The sequence below is a fragment of the Ralstonia sp. 25mfcol4.1 genome (genome assembly GCF_900104095.1).
In the GTDB taxonomy this organism is placed as follows: domain Bacteria; phylum Pseudomonadota; class Gammaproteobacteria; order Burkholderiales; family Burkholderiaceae; genus Cupriavidus.
Map to the genome: position 1 here is coordinate 147251 of NZ_FNJO01000010.1, position 17655 is coordinate 164905.

Annotated in this window: 16 protein-coding genes; 3 read left to right on the top strand and 13 right to left on the bottom strand. The window is 67.0% G+C overall.

Annotated features, from left to right (window positions below; translation table 11 throughout):
• Positions 1 to 80: 80 nt before the first annotated feature.
• The gene (locus BLQ58_RS18535; protein ID WP_092600940.1) at positions 81 to 986 is read left to right on the top strand and encodes a LysR substrate-binding domain-containing protein; all 906 of its coding nucleotides are present in this window, start codon (positions 81 to 83) and stop codon (positions 984 to 986) included.
• Positions 987 to 997: 11 nt separating this feature from the next.
• A complete protein-coding gene (locus tag BLQ58_RS18540) occupies positions 998 to 2113 on the top strand; it encodes an NAD(P)H-dependent flavin oxidoreductase (RefSeq protein ID WP_092600942.1) in 1116 nt (371 codons plus the stop codon).
• A 192-nt stretch (positions 2114 to 2305) separates the two neighbouring features.
• On the opposite strand, the gene BLQ58_RS18545 is transcribed toward BLQ58_RS18540, so the two are convergent.
• The 5 genes from BLQ58_RS18545 to BLQ58_RS18565 all read right to left on the bottom strand — a co-directional run bounded on the left by BLQ58_RS18545 (position 2306) and on the right by BLQ58_RS18565 (position 8795).
• Positions 2306 to 3418, bottom strand: coding sequence for an acetoin dehydrogenase dihydrolipoyllysine-residue acetyltransferase subunit (locus BLQ58_RS18545; RefSeq protein WP_092600944.1), 1113 nt, complete (start codon positions 3416 to 3418; stop codon positions 2306 to 2308).
• A complete protein-coding gene (locus tag BLQ58_RS18550; protein WP_092600946.1) occupies positions 3418 to 4434 on the bottom strand; it encodes an alpha-ketoacid dehydrogenase subunit beta in 1017 nt (338 codons plus the stop codon). Before BLQ58_RS18550 ends, BLQ58_RS18545 begins: the two co-directional genes overlap by 1 nt.
• 28 nt (positions 4435 to 4462) lie before the next feature.
• Positions 4463 to 5461, bottom strand: coding sequence for a thiamine pyrophosphate-dependent dehydrogenase E1 component subunit alpha (locus BLQ58_RS18555; RefSeq protein ID WP_092600948.1), 999 nt, complete (start codon positions 5459 to 5461; stop codon positions 4463 to 4465).
• Positions 5462 to 5533: 72 nt separating this feature from the next.
• On the bottom strand, positions 5534 to 6577 hold the full coding sequence (locus BLQ58_RS18560) for an ATP-NAD kinase family protein (RefSeq protein WP_092600950.1): 1044 nt from the start codon (positions 6575 to 6577) through the stop codon (positions 5534 to 5536).
• A 193-nt stretch (positions 6578 to 6770) separates the two neighbouring features.
• The gene (locus BLQ58_RS18565) at positions 6771 to 8795 is read right to left on the bottom strand and encodes a sigma-54-dependent Fis family transcriptional regulator (RefSeq protein ID WP_092600952.1); all 2025 of its coding nucleotides are present in this window, start codon (positions 8793 to 8795) and stop codon (positions 6771 to 6773) included.
• A gap of 297 nt (positions 8796 to 9092) precedes the next feature.
• Between BLQ58_RS18565 and BLQ58_RS18570 the strand changes: the two genes are divergently transcribed.
• Positions 9093 to 10718, top strand: a complete 1626-nt coding sequence (locus BLQ58_RS18570; protein WP_092600954.1) for an FMN-binding glutamate synthase family protein — start codon at positions 9093 to 9095, stop codon at positions 10716 to 10718.
• On the opposite strand, the gene BLQ58_RS18575 is transcribed toward BLQ58_RS18570, so the two are convergent.
• The 8 genes from BLQ58_RS18575 to BLQ58_RS18610 form a co-directional block, all read right to left on the bottom strand.
• Complete coding sequence (locus tag BLQ58_RS18575) at positions 10690 to 11466, bottom strand: YdcF family protein (protein ID WP_092600956.1); 777 nt, start codon at positions 11464 to 11466, stop codon at positions 10690 to 10692. The genes BLQ58_RS18570 and BLQ58_RS18575 overlap by 29 nt on opposite strands.
• Positions 11467 to 11560: 94 nt before the next feature.
• Positions 11561 to 12349, bottom strand: a complete 789-nt coding sequence (pcaD, locus tag BLQ58_RS18580) for a 3-oxoadipate enol-lactonase (protein ID WP_092600958.1) — start codon at positions 12347 to 12349, stop codon at positions 11561 to 11563.
• A 13-nt stretch (positions 12350 to 12362) separates the two neighbouring features.
• On the bottom strand, positions 12363 to 12647 hold the full coding sequence (gene catC, locus BLQ58_RS18585) for a muconolactone Delta-isomerase (RefSeq protein WP_092600960.1): 285 nt from the start codon (positions 12645 to 12647) through the stop codon (positions 12363 to 12365).
• 44 nt (positions 12648 to 12691) lie between these two features.
• Complete coding sequence (locus BLQ58_RS18590) at positions 12692 to 13750, bottom strand: cyclase family protein (RefSeq protein ID WP_092600962.1); 1059 nt, start codon at positions 13748 to 13750, stop codon at positions 12692 to 12694.
• A 21-nt stretch (positions 13751 to 13771) separates the two neighbouring features.
• Positions 13772 to 14068, bottom strand: a complete 297-nt coding sequence (locus BLQ58_RS18595; RefSeq protein ID WP_092600964.1) for a YciI family protein — start codon at positions 14066 to 14068, stop codon at positions 13772 to 13774.
• Positions 14069 to 14123: 55 nt separating this feature from the next.
• Entirely contained in the window at positions 14124 to 15461 is a 1338-nt protein-coding gene (locus BLQ58_RS18600; RefSeq protein ID WP_092600966.1) for a short-chain fatty acid transporter, read from the bottom strand.
• 362 nt (positions 15462 to 15823) lie between these two features.
• Positions 15824 to 16489 (bottom strand): BON domain-containing protein, encoded by a 666-nt coding sequence (locus BLQ58_RS18605; protein WP_175459949.1) that lies wholly within the window; start codon positions 16487 to 16489, stop codon positions 15824 to 15826.
• Positions 16490 to 16645: 156 nt separating this feature from the next.
• Positions 16646 to 17545, bottom strand: a complete 900-nt coding sequence (locus BLQ58_RS18610) for a LysR family transcriptional regulator (RefSeq protein ID WP_092600970.1) — start codon at positions 17543 to 17545, stop codon at positions 16646 to 16648.
• Positions 17546 to 17655 lie beyond the last annotated feature (110 nt).

Genomic DNA, 17655 nt, shown 5'->3' on the forward strand with positions numbered 1-17655 from the left:
ACAAATAATTCTCTAATTATAATACTCAACACACTTTCATTCTCTAACGGAGAACGACACAGTTGTGTCGTCGCACAGGCGTGGAACTGGCAGAACTGGAGATTTTCAGGGCGGTGGCGCGCGAACAGAGCATCACACGGGCGGCCAAATCGCTGGACCGCGTGCAGTCGAACGTGACGACGCGCGTGAAGCAGCTTGAGGAAAGCCTCGGCGTGGACCTGTTCCAGCGCGCGAACAAGCAGATGATCCTGACCCCGGCTGGCCAGCGCCTGCTGGGCTATGCGGACCAGCTGCTGGCGCTGGCTGAGGAGGCACGGCAATCCATGCGCGCCGATGCGCCCAGCGGCCGCCTGCGCGTGGGATCGATGGAAAGCACCGCGGCCACGCTGCTGCCCCGGCCGCTGGGCCGCTTCCACGCCGCATGGCCCGACGTCGAACTGGATCTGAGCACGGGCACGTCGCAGGCGCTGGCAGACGGCGTACTGGAACGCCGGCTGGACTGCGCCATCGTGGCCCATCCGGGCACGGGCAGCCCCCGGGACATCGACGTATCGGAAATGGGCGCGGGCCTGGAAGGTGTTTACCTGACCACAGAGGACCTCGTGCTGGTGCTGCCGGCGACCCATCCGAAGGTGCGGCGCCCCGAAGACGTGACGCTGCGCCAGCTGGCCGCGTTCTCGCGTGGCTGCACCTATCGCCGGTGCGCCGAGGATTGGCTCGAACAGGCTGGCGACGATGTGCGCCGCCATCTCACCGTCATCGAACTCCCTTCGTACCACGCCATCCTAGCCCAGGTCACGGCAGGTTCCGCCGTGGCCATCGTGCCGCGCTCGCTGCTGGCCATGCAGGCCATGCAGGCCAATATGGGAGCCCTGCAGACCGTGCCGGTCCGCAAGGTGCATACGTACCTGATTCGCCGCTCCGCTTTCACCACCTCCGCCTACGACGCATTCGAGCAGGAACTGCGCCGTAGCCAGCCCGCATGACAAGGACCGCCATGGAACCCGATCGTCAGAACCCGTCCCGCAACCTGCTGTCGCGCCTGGGCATCCGCCTGCCCATCATCCAGGCCCCGATGGCGGGCGTCAGCACCCCCGCCATGGCAGCGGCCGTATCCGAAGCCGGCGGCCTGGGCTCGCTCGGCGTCGGCGCCATGGATGCCGAGGGCGCGCGCAAGGTGATTCGCGAAACCCGCGCGCTGACAGCGAAGCCCTTCAATATCAACCTGTTCTGCCATGTGCCCGCCACGCCCGACGCCGAGCGCGAATCGGCCTGGCTGAAATACCTGGCCTCGGCCTTCGCCGAATTTGGCGCCACGCCGCCGGGCACGCTGCGCGAGATCTACAAGAGCTTTGTGGTCGATGACGCGATGTACCAGATGCTGCTGGAAGAGAAACCGGCGGTGGTGAGCTTCCATTTCGGCCTGCCGGCGCAGGCGTGGATCGATGCGCTGAAAGCGGCCGGCATCGTGCTGCTGGCCAGCGCCACGTCGCTGCAGGAAGCGCGGCGGATCGAGGCGGCCGGTATCGACGCCATCGTCGCGCAGGGCATCGAGGCCGGTGGCCATCGCGGCGCCTTCGATACCGAGGCCGAGGACGAAGGGCTTGGCACGTTCGCGCTGACCCGCGTGCTGGTGGCCCGCACGAACCTGCCCGTCGTCGCGGCTGGCGGCATCATGGACGGCGCCGGCATCGCCGCCGTGCTGGCGCTGGGCGCCGCCGCCGCGCAGCTTGGCACGGCGTTTGTCGCCACCAGTGAATCGGCCGCCGACGCCGCGTACCGCGCCGCGCTGACCGCCGACGAACCCCGCCCGACCACGCTGACCCGCGCCATCTCGGGCCGTGCGGCGCGCGGCTTCACCAGCCGCTTCACGCGCCTGGGCACCGCCGCCGGCGCCCCGGCGATTCCCGACTACCCGGTGACGTACGACGCCGGCAAGGCGCTGCACGCAGCGGCCAAGGCCAAGGGCGTCAGCGAGTTCGCCGCCCAATGGGCCGGCCAGGCCGCGCCGCTGGCACGCTCGATGCCCTCGGCCGAGCTGGTCGCCGTGCTGGAGCGCGAACTGCGCGAGGCATTGGATCAGTTGAGCGCCGTGCGGGCCGGGTTGGCTTGAGCATACGTGCGGCGCGGAACGTTCGAGCCAGCAACCGGCTCCGCGCAAACGTCCCGGCCATCCAGTGCAGGAACGCCCGCACGCCAGACGCTGCGGGTTAATTGGGGGATCGTCTGAGGTCAGTCTGCGGGTTGGCTGCCCTTGGTTTGCTCCCTCTCCCGCACGACGGGAGAGGGAAAGCCACGCACCGCCCTACCCCGCCAGGTGTCCCCTCAGCAGCCCGTTCACCTCGCCGGCCTTTTCCATCTGGCTCATGTGGCCCGCGTCGTCGAACACCGTCACGGTCGCGCCGGCCGGGACGTTTTCCGCGTGGGCAGGCGGGACGACCTGATCCCTCGCGCCCCAGATCACCAGCGTGCGTTTGCCCGCCTCGGCCAGCCGTCGGCCCGGCTGCTCGCGCTGGCGGCCGTCGGCGAACAGGCTGGCGCCCAGTGCCGCGAGTGCCTCGGGCACGCCGTCGAGCCGCTTGTACCGCAGCAGGTCGTCCAGCATCTGCCGGCTGACCAGATCGGGGTTGGCGAACAGTAGTTCGACGACCGGCTTCAGGTCGCGGCGCGACTGCGCATTGACAAAGCCTTCCGTGTAGCCATTGTTGATCTCGTCGCCAAAGCCCACGGGGGACACCAGCGCGACGGACAGCGCGCGGTGCGGGGCGTCCACGGCCAGTTGCGCGGCAATGCCGCCGCCCATCGAATGGCCCACCAGGTGCGCCTGGCCGATGCCCACCGCATCGAGGAAGCGGGTCACGAACCCGGCCATCTCCGCCAGCGTCGTGCCAGCCAGGCGGGGCGTGGTCTGTCCGTGCCCGGGGAGATCCAGCGCCACCACGGTGTACGTGTCCGCCAGCGGATCGAGGTTGAACAGCCAGTTGTCCAGATCTCCGCCAAAGCCGTGGAGGAAGAGCACCGCCTCGGCGCCGTGGCCCCTGCGGGCGTAGCGGACGCGCAGGCCGTCGACCTCCACGAACTGATAGGCGGGGCCGGCTTCGTCTTCATCTTCGTCATCGGCCGGCGTCTCATAGCTGGCGACATACGCGTCGATTTCCGCATCGCTGACCTCATCGGGTGCCAGTACGCCAAGCAGCGCCTTCACACGCAGCACGTCGCCCGCATCGGCCACCTTGCGCCGCAGCGTGCCGGCGTCGGGTGCTTCCACGGCGTTGGCGATCTTGTCGGTTTCCACATCGAGGATCGGCATGCCCACGGTTATCTCGGCGCCGGTGTCGACCAGCCAGGCATTGACGGTGCCTTCCTTCATCGACAGGCCCCATTTGGGCATCACGATCGGGGTGATTGTTGCGGCCATCAGTGTTTGCCTCCCTTCATGGTCTTGCGCGCGGCTTCCACGATGCGGGCCGCGCTGGGGATATACAGGTCTTCCAGCGTCGGCGAGAACGGCACCGGCGTATGCGGCGGACAGACCATCTCGATGCCGGCCTTGAGCGCGCCAAACGCCTGCTGCACGGTCTGGGCGGCGATGTCGGTGGCGATATTGCAGCGCGGGCTGGCTTCGTCCACCACCACCAGGCGGCCGGTGTTTTCCACCGATTCGAGCACGGTGTCCATGTCCAGCGGGGACAGCGTGCGCAGGTCGATCACTTCGGCCTCGATGCCGTCCCGGGCCAGCGTGGCCGCCGCCTCCAGCGCGCGATGCACCATCAGGCCATAGCTGACGATGGTCACGTCCTTGCCGTCGCGGGCGATATTGGCCTCGCCGAACGGGATCGCGTAGGCGCCCTCGGGCACGTCGCCCTCCAGCCCGTACAGGTTCTTGTGCTCGCAGAAGATGACCGGATCGTTGTCGCGGATGGCCTGGATCAGCAGGCCCTTGGTGTCGTACGGCGTTGACGGGCACACGACCTTGAGCCCCGGGATATGCGTGAAGATCGGCGTCAGCATCTGGCTGTGCTGCGCGGCCGCGCGGAACCCGGCGCCGACCATGGCGCGGATCACTACCGGCGTTTCGGCCTTGCCGCCGAACATGTAGCGGAACTTGGCGGCCTGGTTGAAGATCTGGTCGAAGCAGACGCCCATGAAGTCGATGAACATCAGTTCGGCGATCGGGCGCATGCCGCAGGCGGCGGCACCGATGGCGGCGCCCACATAGGCCGATTCGGACAGCGGCGTGTCGAGCAGGCGGTCGCCATGCTTGGCATAGAGCCCCTTGGTCACGCCGAGCACACCGCCCCAGGCGTCTTTCTCGCCCTCGGCGCCTGCGCCGCCGACGATATCCTCGCCGAGCATGATCACGCTCGGATCGCGGGTCATTTCCTGGTCGATCGCTTCATTGATCGCCAGCTTCATGCTGAGTTTGCGGGCCATGATGCTGTCTCCTTTGTTTTGGAATGGCTTAGTAGCTCACGTAGACGTCGGTCAGCAGGTCTTCGGGCCCAGGCAGCGGCGCGGCCTTGGCCTCCTGCACGGCGTGGTCGATCAGCGCGGCCACCTCGCGGTCGATGGCATCGAACTCGTCGCGCGTCACCACGCCGGCCTGGGTCACGGCCCGCGTGAACAGCTTCAGGCAGTCCTTGTTGGCGCGGATATCGTCCAGCTCGCCGGCGCCGCGATAGGTCTGGGCATCGCCCTCGAAATGGCCATAGAAACGGACCATCTTGCATTCCAGCAGCGACGGGCCGCCGCCTTCGCGGGCGCGCCGGATGACCTCGCCCGCCGCCTCGTGCACGGCAAAGAAGTCTGTGCCGTCCACGGTCACGCCCGGGATGCCGAAGCCGGCCGCGCGATCGACATAGCTGTCGACGGCCGTGCCGTAGTCGCGCGACGTGGATTCGGCGTAGCCGTTGTTCTCGATGACGAAGATCACCGGCAGGTTCCACACCGCCGCCAGGTTCAGGCTTTCCAGGAAAGTGCCCTGGTTCGACGCCCCGTCGCCGCAGAACGTGATGCCGACCTCGCCCTTGCCGCGAAACTTGGCCGCCAGCGCCGCCCCGCAGACCAGCGGTGCGCCAGCGCCGAGGATGCCGTTGGCGCCCATCATTCCCTTGGACAGGTCGGCGATATGCATCGACCCGCCCTTGCCGTTGCATGAGCCGCCCTTCTTGCCGTAGATCTCCTTCATCATCGCCACCGGATCCACCCCCTTGGCGATGCAGTGGCCGTGGCCCCGGTGCGTACTGGCAATGCGGTCGCCATCGTGCAGATGGTGAAGAATGCCCACGCCCGCCGCCTCCTCGCCGGCGTAGAGGTGCACGAAGCCGGGAATATCCCCCCGGCCGAAATCCACGTGCAGGCGTTCCTCGAAATCGCGGATCGTCCGCATCTTGCGGTACACGGTCAGCAATGTCTCCTTGTCGAGGGGCAGCTGCGCTGAATGCGAAGTGCTGGCGCTCATGGTCGTCTCCTTTGGTGGTGGTACTGCCTGTGATGGTGGTACTGCCTGTGGTGATGGGATGAAGGGTCGGGATCAGGTCAGCGCCGGCACGCTGCGCATCAGCTGCTCGCACGCCGCGTAGCGCATGCACGCCGCCACGTCGATGCTGCCGAACGCGTGGTCGTGCAGCGTGACGGTGACTTCGTCGTGCGGCCCGAACGCCAGCTCGCGTTCGCCGTCCAGCGCGACGATGCCGGCGCGCTGGCGCACGCGGTGCGGGCGGGCGTGCGCGATGCGGTGCCAGCCCGCGATCGGCACGGTACAGAGCAGCCCGGGAGCAATCGGTGCCAGCAGATCGCAGGTACCCTCGCCGGCCGGTGCCAGCTCGATGGCCAGGCCGCCCGGCTCGCGCCGGCCTATCGGTTCCAGCAGGCCGGCGATGGCGGACAGGCCAATCGCCTGCGGGTCTGCATAGGCCACGTAGACGGCGGCCAGCGTGTCGGCCCGCCATAGCGCCCGGGCGCCGATGAACTGCTCATGCGCGATGACGGCATCGACCAGGGCTATGTCGCGCCGGAAGCCGCCATCGGCATCGCGGATCACGATATCGAGCCGCTTGTTCGACGCCAGCGCGCGGCCGGCGGGGATCTGCCCGGTGGCGTAAAGGCCGGCGGCCAGCCCGGTGATGGTCGGCTCGCGCATTTCGGGGAAGGCGTTGTTGGTGCCGGTGGAGACCCCGGCAATCGGCACCGCGCCGCATTCGCGCACCACGGCACGGTGCGTACCGTCGCCGCCGAGCACGATGATGACGGACACGCCGGCATCGGCCATATGACGGGCGGCATGCAGCGTATCGTCGACGCGCGCGGTCACCGGCATGTCGATGAAGTCCACCGCCGGCAGGCGGGCATCGGGGCCCTGGTGGCGCGTCAGGTGCCGGGTCAGCATGACGCGCAAGCCCTCGCGGTCCGGCATCATCATCACGCGGTCGATGCCGCACGCGGCCAGCGCGGCCAGCAGGCGCAGCACGATATTGACGCGGTCAGCCAGCTGCAGGCTGTTGGCGTTGGCGATCACGCGGCGGATGTCGCGCGCCGATACGGGATTGGCGATGATGCCGACCAGCGGTGCCCCCATGGCCTGTCTCCTGTCGCTCTTGTCGTGACAGGGTCATTGCAATGGGTGTGCCAAGGGTGTAGCGGCGGTGCCAGGGCTGGAAACCGCGGAAAATCGGCTTCAGGCCCACGCGATAACCCGGAGGCCGCACGCCATTCCGCCGGTTCAGGATGTGACAGGTGTCACAGTACAGCTGTCCAGGGCTGGACAGTCGTCACGGCTGGCTGCCATCGCGCCGGTTGGGCGACGCGATGCCGTACCGTTCCATGCGCCGGTACAGCGTCATGCGGCTGATGCCGATCTGCCGCGCCACGGCACTCAGGTTCCAGCCCGACGCGCGCAGGTACTGCATCAGCAGCATGGCTTCGGGGGATAGCGCCTGGGATACGCTGTCGGTGCCGGTGCCGGTGCCGGTGCCGGTGTCCGCCTCGGCCCCGGCCGCAGGCAAGCCCCGCGTCAACGTGGCGTCTTGCGCGAAGCCGTCAGGCAGATCATCAGGCGTCACCATGCCACCGTGGCAGATCGCGCAGGCGTATTCGATGACATTGCGCAGCTCGCGCAGATTGCCGGGCCAGCGGTGGGCGTGCAGCCGCTGGCGCGCCGTGTCGGCCAGCATCACGTTGCGCGTCCCTTGCGAGGCCGGCTGGCCGCCATCGCCACCGGCCAGCATCTTGTCGATCAGCCAGTCCAGATCCTGCCGCTCGCGCAGCGGGGGCAGCTCGAAGCGCGCGCCATTCAGACGGTAATAGAGATCCTCGCGGAACTGGCCGGCCTCCACGAGCTGGTCCAGCCGGTGGTGCGTGGCCGAGATCACGCGCACATTGACGGGCACCGGCCGCGTCGCGCCGATGGGCAGAACCTCTCCTTCGGCCAGCACGCGCAGCAGCCGCGATTGCAGGTCGCGGGGCATGTCACCAATCTCGTCCAGGAACAGCGTGCCGCCATCGGCCTCCTGGATCAGGCCGCGCTTGCCGCGCGCCCCGGCCCCGGAAAAGCTGTTCGGCAGGTGGCCGAAGAGTTCGCTTTCGATCAGGGTTTCAGGAATCGCCGCGCAGTTGAACGCCACGAATGGCTGGGCCCGGCGCGCGCTGGCCTGGTGCAGCGCCTTGGCGAAGTATTCCTTGCCGCTGCCGGTCTCCCCGTGAATCAGCAGGTGGATGCGCGCATCCACCAGCCGTGCCGCGCGTTGCAACTGTTGTTGCATGGCAGTGTCGCCGCCGCTCAGGGCCGCCAGCGCGGCCGGCAGTGGCGCCGCCGGTTGCGCATCAGGCCGCGACTGCCAGCGCAGCGCAGGCGGCATCACGCTCAGGTACAGCAGGCCGCCGCTACGGTGCAACGCCACCAGCCGCTGCTCGCTGGGCCGGGAATAGACGTAGCGCCCCAGATCGTCGATCCGGGCATCGAACAGCGCCTCGAACGACTGACCCAGCACCGGTGTGCCGGGGCTTTCGCCCTCCAGCATGCGTCGGGCACGGTTGTTGCAGCCGACTATGCGGCCTGCGGCGTCCAGCGCCAGCAGGTATTCGGGGCTGACATCGACGAACTCCGGCGCGACATTCAGCTTCAGGATCCAGTCCCGGTGGTGGACGCGCAGGAAGTTGGCGTTTTCGATATGGGCGGCATAGATGCGCACCATCTGCAGCGCCAGGCCCTGGCTCGCCTTGGCGTCGGGGGACGTCAGCGCCGAGATGTCCAGAATCGCGTTGAGGCGGCCCTGCGTGTCGAACAGCGGCGCGGCGGTACAGGTCAGCGGGATATGCGTGGCATCGAAATGATCGGCCTGATGGACGGTCAGCGCCTCGCCCGTGACGAGCGCGGTGCCTACAGCACAGGTTCCCGCGCCGGCTTCGCTCCATTCCGACCCCAGGTAGAGGCCGGCGTGGCGCAGCGCGGCGTCGGTATTGGCATCGCCGATATAGTCGACGGTCACCCCCTGCGCATCGGTCAGCAGCACCACGTAGCCGAGGCCGGCGACATGGCCATATAGCGATTCCAGGCCATGACGGGCGATGCGCGCGAAGTCGTCGATGCGTTGCTGGTGCTCGCGCAGGCACGATTGCTCCACGATACGCGCCTCTTGCATGCGTGACGGGTCCAGGCCGTACTGATGCACGCAGCGTCGCCACGAGTTCTGGATCATGGCGTCGTGCCCGATCGGCGCGGCGGATTCGGCGGGCAGGGGCAGCCAGGTGGTGGCATGCACCACGGTCTCGATGTGCTCGCGCTGCCGCAGATCCATCGCTGTCTCCTTATCGGTCTGCCGGGTACTGTATCCCACCGCCCTGCTGGCGCAAACGCGGCGCTGCAGCATCGCGCAGCGAAATGCGCTGGACATCACGTCATGGCGGTTAATCGCATAATTTGGCTGTCATCCCAACGTTCCCGGCGTCGCCCAAGCCAGGGGCGTCCGGCGTACGGATGGCGGTTAATGGCATTTGTTGTCCGATCATCAAGACAGCGTTTCCAGTGCCGATACTTCACTTGCCGCCCCGTACGCGCGATCATCTGGGGTCGCCTAAACGGAAGAGTCCCTCACATGTTCGAGCGTCGTTATGGCGCCGTGGCCCTGTCGGCCTGCGGCCTGATCGTCCTGGCCGCCCTGGCGGCCACGCGTGCCCTGTCGTGGTGGTGGGTGGCGCTGCCGCTGGCGTTGTGCCTGGTAGGCGTCCACGACCTGCTCCAGCGCCGGCACGCCATCCTGCGCAACTACCCGATCTGGGGTCACGCGCGCTTTTTCCTGGAATTCATCCGGCCGGAGATCCGCCAGTATTTCATCGAGGACGATACGTCCGAGGCGCCCTTCTCGCGCGCCCAGCGCAGTCTGGTGTACCAGCGCGCCAAGAACGAGGTGGATAGCCGTCCGTTCGGCACCGAATCGGACGTCAAGCGCCCAGGCTACGAATGGATCAGCCACTCGCTGGCCCCAACCAAAATCCCGTCGGCCGATTTCCGTATCACGGTGGGGGCCGGCCGTGCCCAACCCTACGACATCTCGGTCTTTAACGTTTCTGCGATGAGCTTCGGCGCGCTGTCGGCCAACGCCATCCGCGCCCTCAACCGCGGCGCAAAGATCGGCGGGTTCGCCCACGACACCGGCGAGGGCTCGATTTCGCCGTATCACCGCGCCGAAGGCGGCGACCTGATCTGGGAACTGGGCTCCGGCTACTTCGGCTGCCGCCGCGCCGATGGCAGCTTCGACCCCGAACTGTTCGCCAGGCAGGCGGCCGACCCGCAGGTCAAGATGATCGAGATCAAGTTGTCGCAGGGCGCCAAGCCGGGCCATGGCGGGGTGCTGCCGGCGGCCAAGATCACGCCGGAAATCGCGGCCACGCGCGGCGTGCCAATGGGGGTCGATTGCGTGTCGCCCGCCGCCCATAGCGAATTCTCCACGCCGCTGGAACTGCTGCAATTCGTCGATCGGCTACGTAACCTCTCAGGCGGCAAGCCCACCGGCTTCAAGCTGTGCATCGGCCATCCGTGGGATTTCTTTGGCGTGGTCAAGGCGATGCTGGCATCGGGCATCCTGCCGGATTTCATCGTGGTCGATGGCGCAGAAGGCGGCACCGGTGCGGCCCCGCTGGAATTTGTCGACCATATCGGCGTGCCGCTGCAGGAAGGGCTGCTGCTGGTTCACAACACGCTGGTCGGCGCCAACCTGCGCGACAGGATTCGCGTCGGCGCCAGCGGCAAGCTGATCAGCGCGTTTGATATTGCCCGCACGCTGGCGATGGGTGCCGACTGGTGCAATGCCGCCCGCGGCTTCATGTTCGCGCTGGGTTGCGTGCAGGCGCAGAAGTGCCACACCGACCGCTGCCCGGTGGGCGTGGCCACGCAGGACCCGGTCCGCCAGCGCGCCATCGTGGTGCCGGACAAGGCCGAGCGCGTGGCCAATTTTCATCGTCATACGGTGCATGCGCTGCAGGAACTGCTGCAGGCAGCCGGGCTGCATTCGCCCAGCGAACTCACCCCGCACCATATCGTGCGGCGCCTGTCGCCCAGCGAGGTCAAGCCGATGTCCGAGCTGTTCGACTTCCTGCAGCCGGGCGACCTGATCAACGGCAACCTGCGTTTCAGCCTGTGGGAAAAGTACTGGCCGATGGCCCGCGCGGACCATTTCGGCATCCCGGTCTCGATCAGTACTCGCCCAGCGCCCAGCCGCTGATATAGGCGAAGTATTCGCGCAGCCAGGCGTTATAGCGCACGTACAGCGGCGTTGGCGCGGCCACGCCCGACACCGCGCCGAACCCCGCCTTGCGCGCGATGCGCTCGGCGCGCAGCAGGTGAAAGTCGCTGGTCACCATCGCCAGCGGCGCGGCGGCGCCGATGCCGTGCTGTTCCAGCACCCGGCGTGAGAAGCGCATGTTCTCTTCGGTGCTGGTGCTACGGTCCTCGCGCAGGACGCGCTGCGGCGGCAGGCCCTGGCTCACCAGATAGTCGGCCATCAAGCCGGCTTCGGTGCAGTCGAGCCCCCCGAAATCACGGCCACCCGTCACCACGACCGGCACCGCCGGCCACTGGCGAGCCAATGCCAGCGCCGCGTCGAGGCGGGATTTCAGCGTGGGGGATACCGCGCAGTGGGGCGATCCGGAACCCAGTACGAGGATGGCCGCCGGCGGCTGCGTGGCGGCGTCGGGCGCGGTGAGCGTGGCCGGCGCGTGGCCGCCCTGGCTCAGGAAGCGGAAGAAAACGGCGACGCTCAGCAGCCAGACGATCAGGATCGCCCAGCCGGTGCGCCACAGCCACGCCACGCCGGGATACGTTCGGCGCCAGCGCGCCACCGTGTGCCAGCGCACCGCCAGGGCAAGCGCGCCCAGTCCGAGCACGCCGGGCACGACCACACCAACATTCATCACGCCCCGCAGCGCCAGCATCAGGGCATCGCCAAGCAGCACGCTGCCCAGCACCGCCATTGCAATACGCCACCCTTTCGATCTACTCGCCATTCCCGCGCCCGCAAGCTGTGTCAGGCGGCGATGCTACAACCGAATGGCGGGCTTGCGATTGTCAGCCGGCAAGAAACTTCACCACCGCCTGGCTGAACGCGTCCGCCTGCTGCAGGTTGGAAAGGTGCGCGGCGTACAGTTCGACGTACTGCGCGCCCGGGATGGTGTCGGCCAGATAGCGGCCATCGGCGGGAGGCGTCGGGATATCGCCCGAGCCTGCAATGACCAGCGTGGGCGTGGTGATGCGGCCAATTTCGTTACGCAGGTCTGAGTCGCGCACGGCCAGGCAGTTGGCGGCGTAGCCACGCGCATCGATCGCACCAAGCATGGCGCGCAGATGCTGGACCAGTGCCGGCTGCTGCGCGGCGAAATCGGGCGTCAGCCATTTGTCGACCACGGCGGCGGCGATCGACGCCACGCCATCGCGCTCCACGGCGGCGGCGCGGTTGGTCCAGTTCTCGGGCGGGCCGATATAGGCTGCCGTATTGCAGAGCACCAGCTTATGCAGGCGGTCGGCGTGGTGCAGCGCCAGCCACATGCCAGTGATGCCCCCCATCGACAGGCCGCAGAAATGCACGCGCTGCAGGCCCAGGTGATCGAGCAGCGCGATCACGTCGCCGCCCAGCTGGGCGATGCGGTACGGGCCTTCGGTCACGGCCGACTGGCCATGGCCGCGCGTGTCGTAGCGCAGCACGCGGAAATGCTTCGTCAGCTCAGCCATCTGCGGCTGCCACATGTCGAAGTTGGTGCCCAGCGAGTTGGAAAGCACCAGCACCGGCAGGCTGGCATCGCCATCGAGCTGGTAGTGGATCCTGACGCTGGAAGGGGCAGACAGTTCGGCAAACGGCATGATCGGGCTCCGCTCAGTTCTGGGCAATGGCCGAACCGTGCTGCGCCAGCGCGGTGACCTTCATTTCCATGTACGGATACAGCGGCAGCGCCGTCAGGATCGTGTGCAGCTCGTCGGCGTCCTTGACGTCGAAGATGCTCACGTTGGCGTACTGGCCGGCCACGCGCCACAGGTGACGCCACTTGCCGTCGCGCTGCAGTTGCTGCGAGTAGGCCTTTTCCTCGGCCTTGATCTTGTCCGCCACCTGCGGATCGAGCGAATGGGGAATACGGACAGTCATTTCGACCATGAACAGCATGGCGGCTCCTTCTTGGTTAATGGGGTGATATCCACGTGGCGGAATCAGACGGTGGCAACCGGCGTCACAGGCGAGCCCATCGCACCGGGCAGCCGCAAAGGCGGCGCCGACAGGAAAAACCGGTGGCGGCCTTCGGCCCGCAGGTACGCCGCCAGCTCGCGCAGGTGCCAGAGTTCGCCCAGCGGCAAACCCAGCTTGAACAGGCAGTGGTGATGCAGCGGCAGCATCGGCACCGGGCCGGCGCTGTCGGGCACCGGCCGCGCCGGATAGCGTTCCACCGCGTAGTTGTCGGCGGCAATCGCGGCGATGCCGGTGTCCGTAATCCACTGCAGCAGGCGGTCGTCCCGCCCGTCCAGCGCGCAACAGCTGTTGTGCAGCAGCGCGGCGTCCGGCTGGCCCGCCATTTCCACGAGCATCTCGGCAAACCCGGTGCGCAGCACCAGGATGTCGCCGCTGCCTACCTCCACGCGGTCGGCATCGATCACGCGCATCAGGTCGTCGTAGCCCACCGTGCGGCATTCGCGGCCGTAGTGGTGCGCCAGGTCGACCAGCACGCCACGCGCCTGGATGCCGTGGGTGGCGAAGGTCTCGATGCCCAGCGCCGCGGCGTGGCTATGATCGTGGCCGCAGGCGTGCGCCGTGAAGTGGTCGGCTTCGGCGTAGTCCACCGGGCCGACGATATCGGTATTGGGCCGGAACCCGTTGTAGTACACGCGCTCGGCCACGCCGTCGCCGTCGGCATCGAACAACGCGCCCACGTGCGCCAGCGAATCCCATTGCGTGGAGTACTGCATCGACAGCAGCACCTGGTCGTCGCTGAGCACGTCCAGCGCGCGCGGATCTACCTTGGCCAGCGGGAAGTTGACGTACGCGACGTCGTCGCGGAACGTGGGCCGCAGCACCGGCGGATGCCGGCGCGGGTTCAGCACGTTGCCGCCCGGGAGGTCCAGCGGCAGCGACAGGCAGAAGGTACGTCCGCTGCGGATTTCCTGGGCGGCGGCCCGCACGCAGTCCGCCGTGATCAGGTTCAGGCGGCCAAGCTGGTCGTCATCGCCGAAGTCGCCCCAGTTGGCGCCTTCGGGTCGTTGCTTCCATCGTTTCATGAGGACTGCTCAGATATCGGCTCAGATATGGCGGACGCCGTCCAGGTACGCCTTGCGCCAGCGCACGATCTTGACCTCGGCAAACAGGTCGGCCTGGTGGAACGGATCGGCCTCGATAAAGGCCTGGGCGGCCTCGCGCGAATCGACGTCGAGGATATAGATCCCGCCGCCGCCATCGCTACCGTCGTCGTTGAGCTTCGCGCCGCAAGCCAGCAGCAGCTGCTTGTTGGCTTCCAGGTAATCCAGGTGCGTGGGCCGGTTGGCCTGGCGCACGTGCTGGTGATTCGGCTTGTCGAAGGTTTCGATCAGGTACGGCATGCGAGGTCTCCAGGTTGTACTGCGTTGTACTCCGCTGTACTGCGGCGGAAAGACTTCAGTGGGTGGCCATGCCCCAGGCCAGCAGCGCCACGATGTAGATGGCACCGACCCAGAACATCATGATCACGGTGTAGCCCATCACGTCCTTGAGCTTGAGCTTCGAGAGCGCCAGCGCCGGCAGGATCCAGAACGGCTGCACCAGATCGTTCCACGCGTTGCCCAGCATCACCGACATCGACGTCTGTGCCACCGAGCTGCCGATGGCCTTGGCCGCATCGATCATGAACGGCCCCTGGATCACCCAGTGGCCGCCACCCGACGGGGCAAAGAAGTTGATCACGAAGCTGCTGACCAGCCCCCAGAACGGCAGGGTCTGCGGCGTGGCGATATCGACGAACACGCGCGAGATGGTATCCACCAGCCCCGAGCCCGCCATCACCGCCATGATGCCCGCGTAGAACGGATATTGCAGGATGATGCCCGAAATCGTCTTGATGCCTTCGTTGAGCTTGGCCACGTAGTTGGCCGGCGTACCCAGCAGCAGCACGCCGATGAACAGGATCAGGAAGTTGATCAGGTTCAGGTCCAGCGTACCGCCCTGCACGAAGTAAAGCACCGCATAGGCCATGCCGCACAGCCCGATCAGCAGGCTCAGCAGTCGGCTGTTGTTCATGCGCGCGGCCAGCGTGTTCTCGATGCCCATGCTATGGCCGCCGGCAGCCGATTCCTTCGCCTCCGGTTCTTCCTTGATCTCGACCACGTCCCTGGCATCGCGCGGATGCAGCATCGCGTTGAGCAGCGGCAGCGTGACGATCACGGCCAGGCTGGTCAGCAGCATCGGCACCGAGAAAATGGTGTCCTTGAGCGCGATGACGCCCATCAGCTTTTCCATCGGGTGTCCCGGCGTGGAGATCAGCACCGGGATACTGGCCGACAGGCCCAGCCCGTACATCGTGAAGCCGCTATAGGCCGAGGCGATGATCAGCGGGTAATGCACGCCCTTGACCTTAATGGCCAGCTTGCGCGCGATGATGCCGCCGATCACCAGGCCGAAGCCCCAGTTCAGGTAGCTGCCGATGCCGCCCACCAGGGTGGCGACGATGATGGCGCCGCGCGGCGTGGCCACGCGCGCCACGATGCCGTTCAGGAAGCGGTCCACCAGCGGCGCGGTGGCCAGCACGTAGCCCATGGCCAGGATCACGGCCATCTGCGTGGTGAACGAGAGCAGGTTCCAGAAACCCTTGCCCCAGTTGGTGATGATGGCGCTTGCGCCCTGCCCTTCCACCAGCATCGCCATGACCATGCTGAGCAGCGTCAGTCCGATGGCGAACACAAAGGGGTCCGGCAGATACCGGCGCATCAGTTCCGTAAAGAACCCGGCAACCTTGTTCAAGGCTTGTCTCCTGAGAGTCGAAATGACCGCATGTCGAACCCGCGTTCTACATGCGAACGTCTTTTAGTCGTGGCCGGGAGCGTAAGACTTTGGATCGAGCAATGTCAAGGCAATGAATGGGCTGATTTATTCTTCTTGACGCAACAATTCGATGTTGCGGCGCAGCGCAACATGACCCTCGGCCGATAGCGCGAGGGCTGGTGTCTTTCAGGCGAAAACGGGGATTTTGCGATGCAGCATCAACCTTTCAGGCCAGAAAGGCTGATGACCGGTATCCGCACAGAACGCGGGGCCGTCGATGAGGAAAACAGAGTGTCGGGAAAGGCCCGGACATCACCGGGCCCTGGGTGGGATCACCGACTTCAACGAATGCGCAGTTCGTTGTGCACGTCCTTCACGCCCATGACGTGTTCGACGATGTCCTCGATGCGATGCTTCTCACCCCGGTCATGGGCTGCCCCGCGCAAGGTCACCACGCCGCCCTCGACGTCGACCTCAACCTCGTGCAAATCGACGTGGCCGTCATGCGCCAGGCGCGAGCAGACATCGTCGCGGATGCGCTCGTCGGAACGGACGTAGCCCTTTGGCCAGACTGGCTCGGATCGATGCACGGGCTCGCCATACCCGCCAGCATAGCCGCCGCCATACCTGCCGCCATACCTGCCGCCATACCCGCCACCATAGCCGCGTTCGGCCTCGCGGGGCACTCCCGCAACCCGGCCACCTGCCCCGGCCCGATGGCGCAAGGCGCCGTCCTCGTGCCGGTCCTGCCAGTTCACGTCCGCGGCGCGATGCCAGCGGGCGCGGCCGGGTGCGGTACGCAGGCCGTCGTCGTCGGCAATGCCATAGGCGGCCGGGTCGACATGCGATGACTCGTAAACGCTGGCGTCGGGCCGGGGGGCCCGCGCCCAAGGGCGCGGATACGAATCGGGTCCGCCAAAGTCCTCGGTCTGGTCGTGGACGGCCCAGTCGCTGCCTTCATTGAGCACACCGGGGCGGAACCAGGGGTTTTTCAGCTTCTGTGTCATCTGGGTCTCCTTAGCGCGTCTGCCGCGATCCCTGGAACCCTGCAAGTTCTGTTCCGCTGGCTGTCGGGCCACAATCGCCCGCGCTTCCGCCGGGAATCGCTTGCGGGCCATGTAGACCTGCAAGCCTGCGTGGAAGATTTACCGAGCCCGGGCGTGTCAGTCCGCCTCCAGCCGCGCGCGCAGGAAATCCACGAAAGCACGCACCTTGGGCGACGCCACGGCGCCCCGTGGAAACACCGCGTTGAAATCCTGCGCCGGCCCGATCCATTCAGGCAGCACGCGCCGCAGCCGCCCCGCCTTGACATCGGCGGCCATGCTCCGGTGCATGGCCAGCGACAGGCCCTGTCCCGCGCACAGCGCATCGTGCAGCAGGGCAGGATCGCTGGCGACGATGACCGGGTCCACGGCGAATGACTGGGCGCGCCCGCCGTCCCTGCGCAGCGGCCACGCATAGCCGCGCTCGCGCCGCGCCTGGTGCAGGGCCAGCGTGGCATGGCCTTCGAGTTCGGACGGGTGCGCCGGCATGCCGGCGCGCTTCAGGTAGCCCGGGCTGGCATAGACGCCCGTGGCGAAGCTGCCGAGCCGGCGCGCCACCAGATCGGAATCGGGCAGCACACCCAGGCGCAGCGCCACGTCGATGTCATCGGCCACCAGGTCGAGCGGCACGTGCGAAGCCAGGATTTCGAGCCTGACGTCCGGAAAGGCCGTCCGAAAATCCGCCAGCAATGGCGCGATCCACGCCGCACCGAACGAATACGGCAACGTCACGCGCAGCCAGCCGCGCGGGCCGGCCTGCAACTGGTGGACCGCCGCCTCGGCGTCGTCGATCTGACGCACCAGGTCGCGCGCATGGGCGTAGTACAGCCCGCCCGCTTCGGTCAGGCCCAGCCGGCGCGTGGTCCGATGCAGCAACTGGGCGCCCAGTTGCGCTTCCAGCGCCATCACCCGGCGGCTGACGGTGGTCTTCGGCATCTTCAGCAGCCGCGCCCCGGCCGTGAAGCTGCCCGCCTGCACCACGCGCACAAAAATCAGCGTGTCGTTGAGATCCGCGGCCATGCCGGTCCACTCCAGAACGGAAACAGCGGCGATTGTCCCACCAATGGCCCAATCACGCCCATTTCCGAGGACTAATCAGCATGCGCGGCCATCCCTACGATGCGAACCCA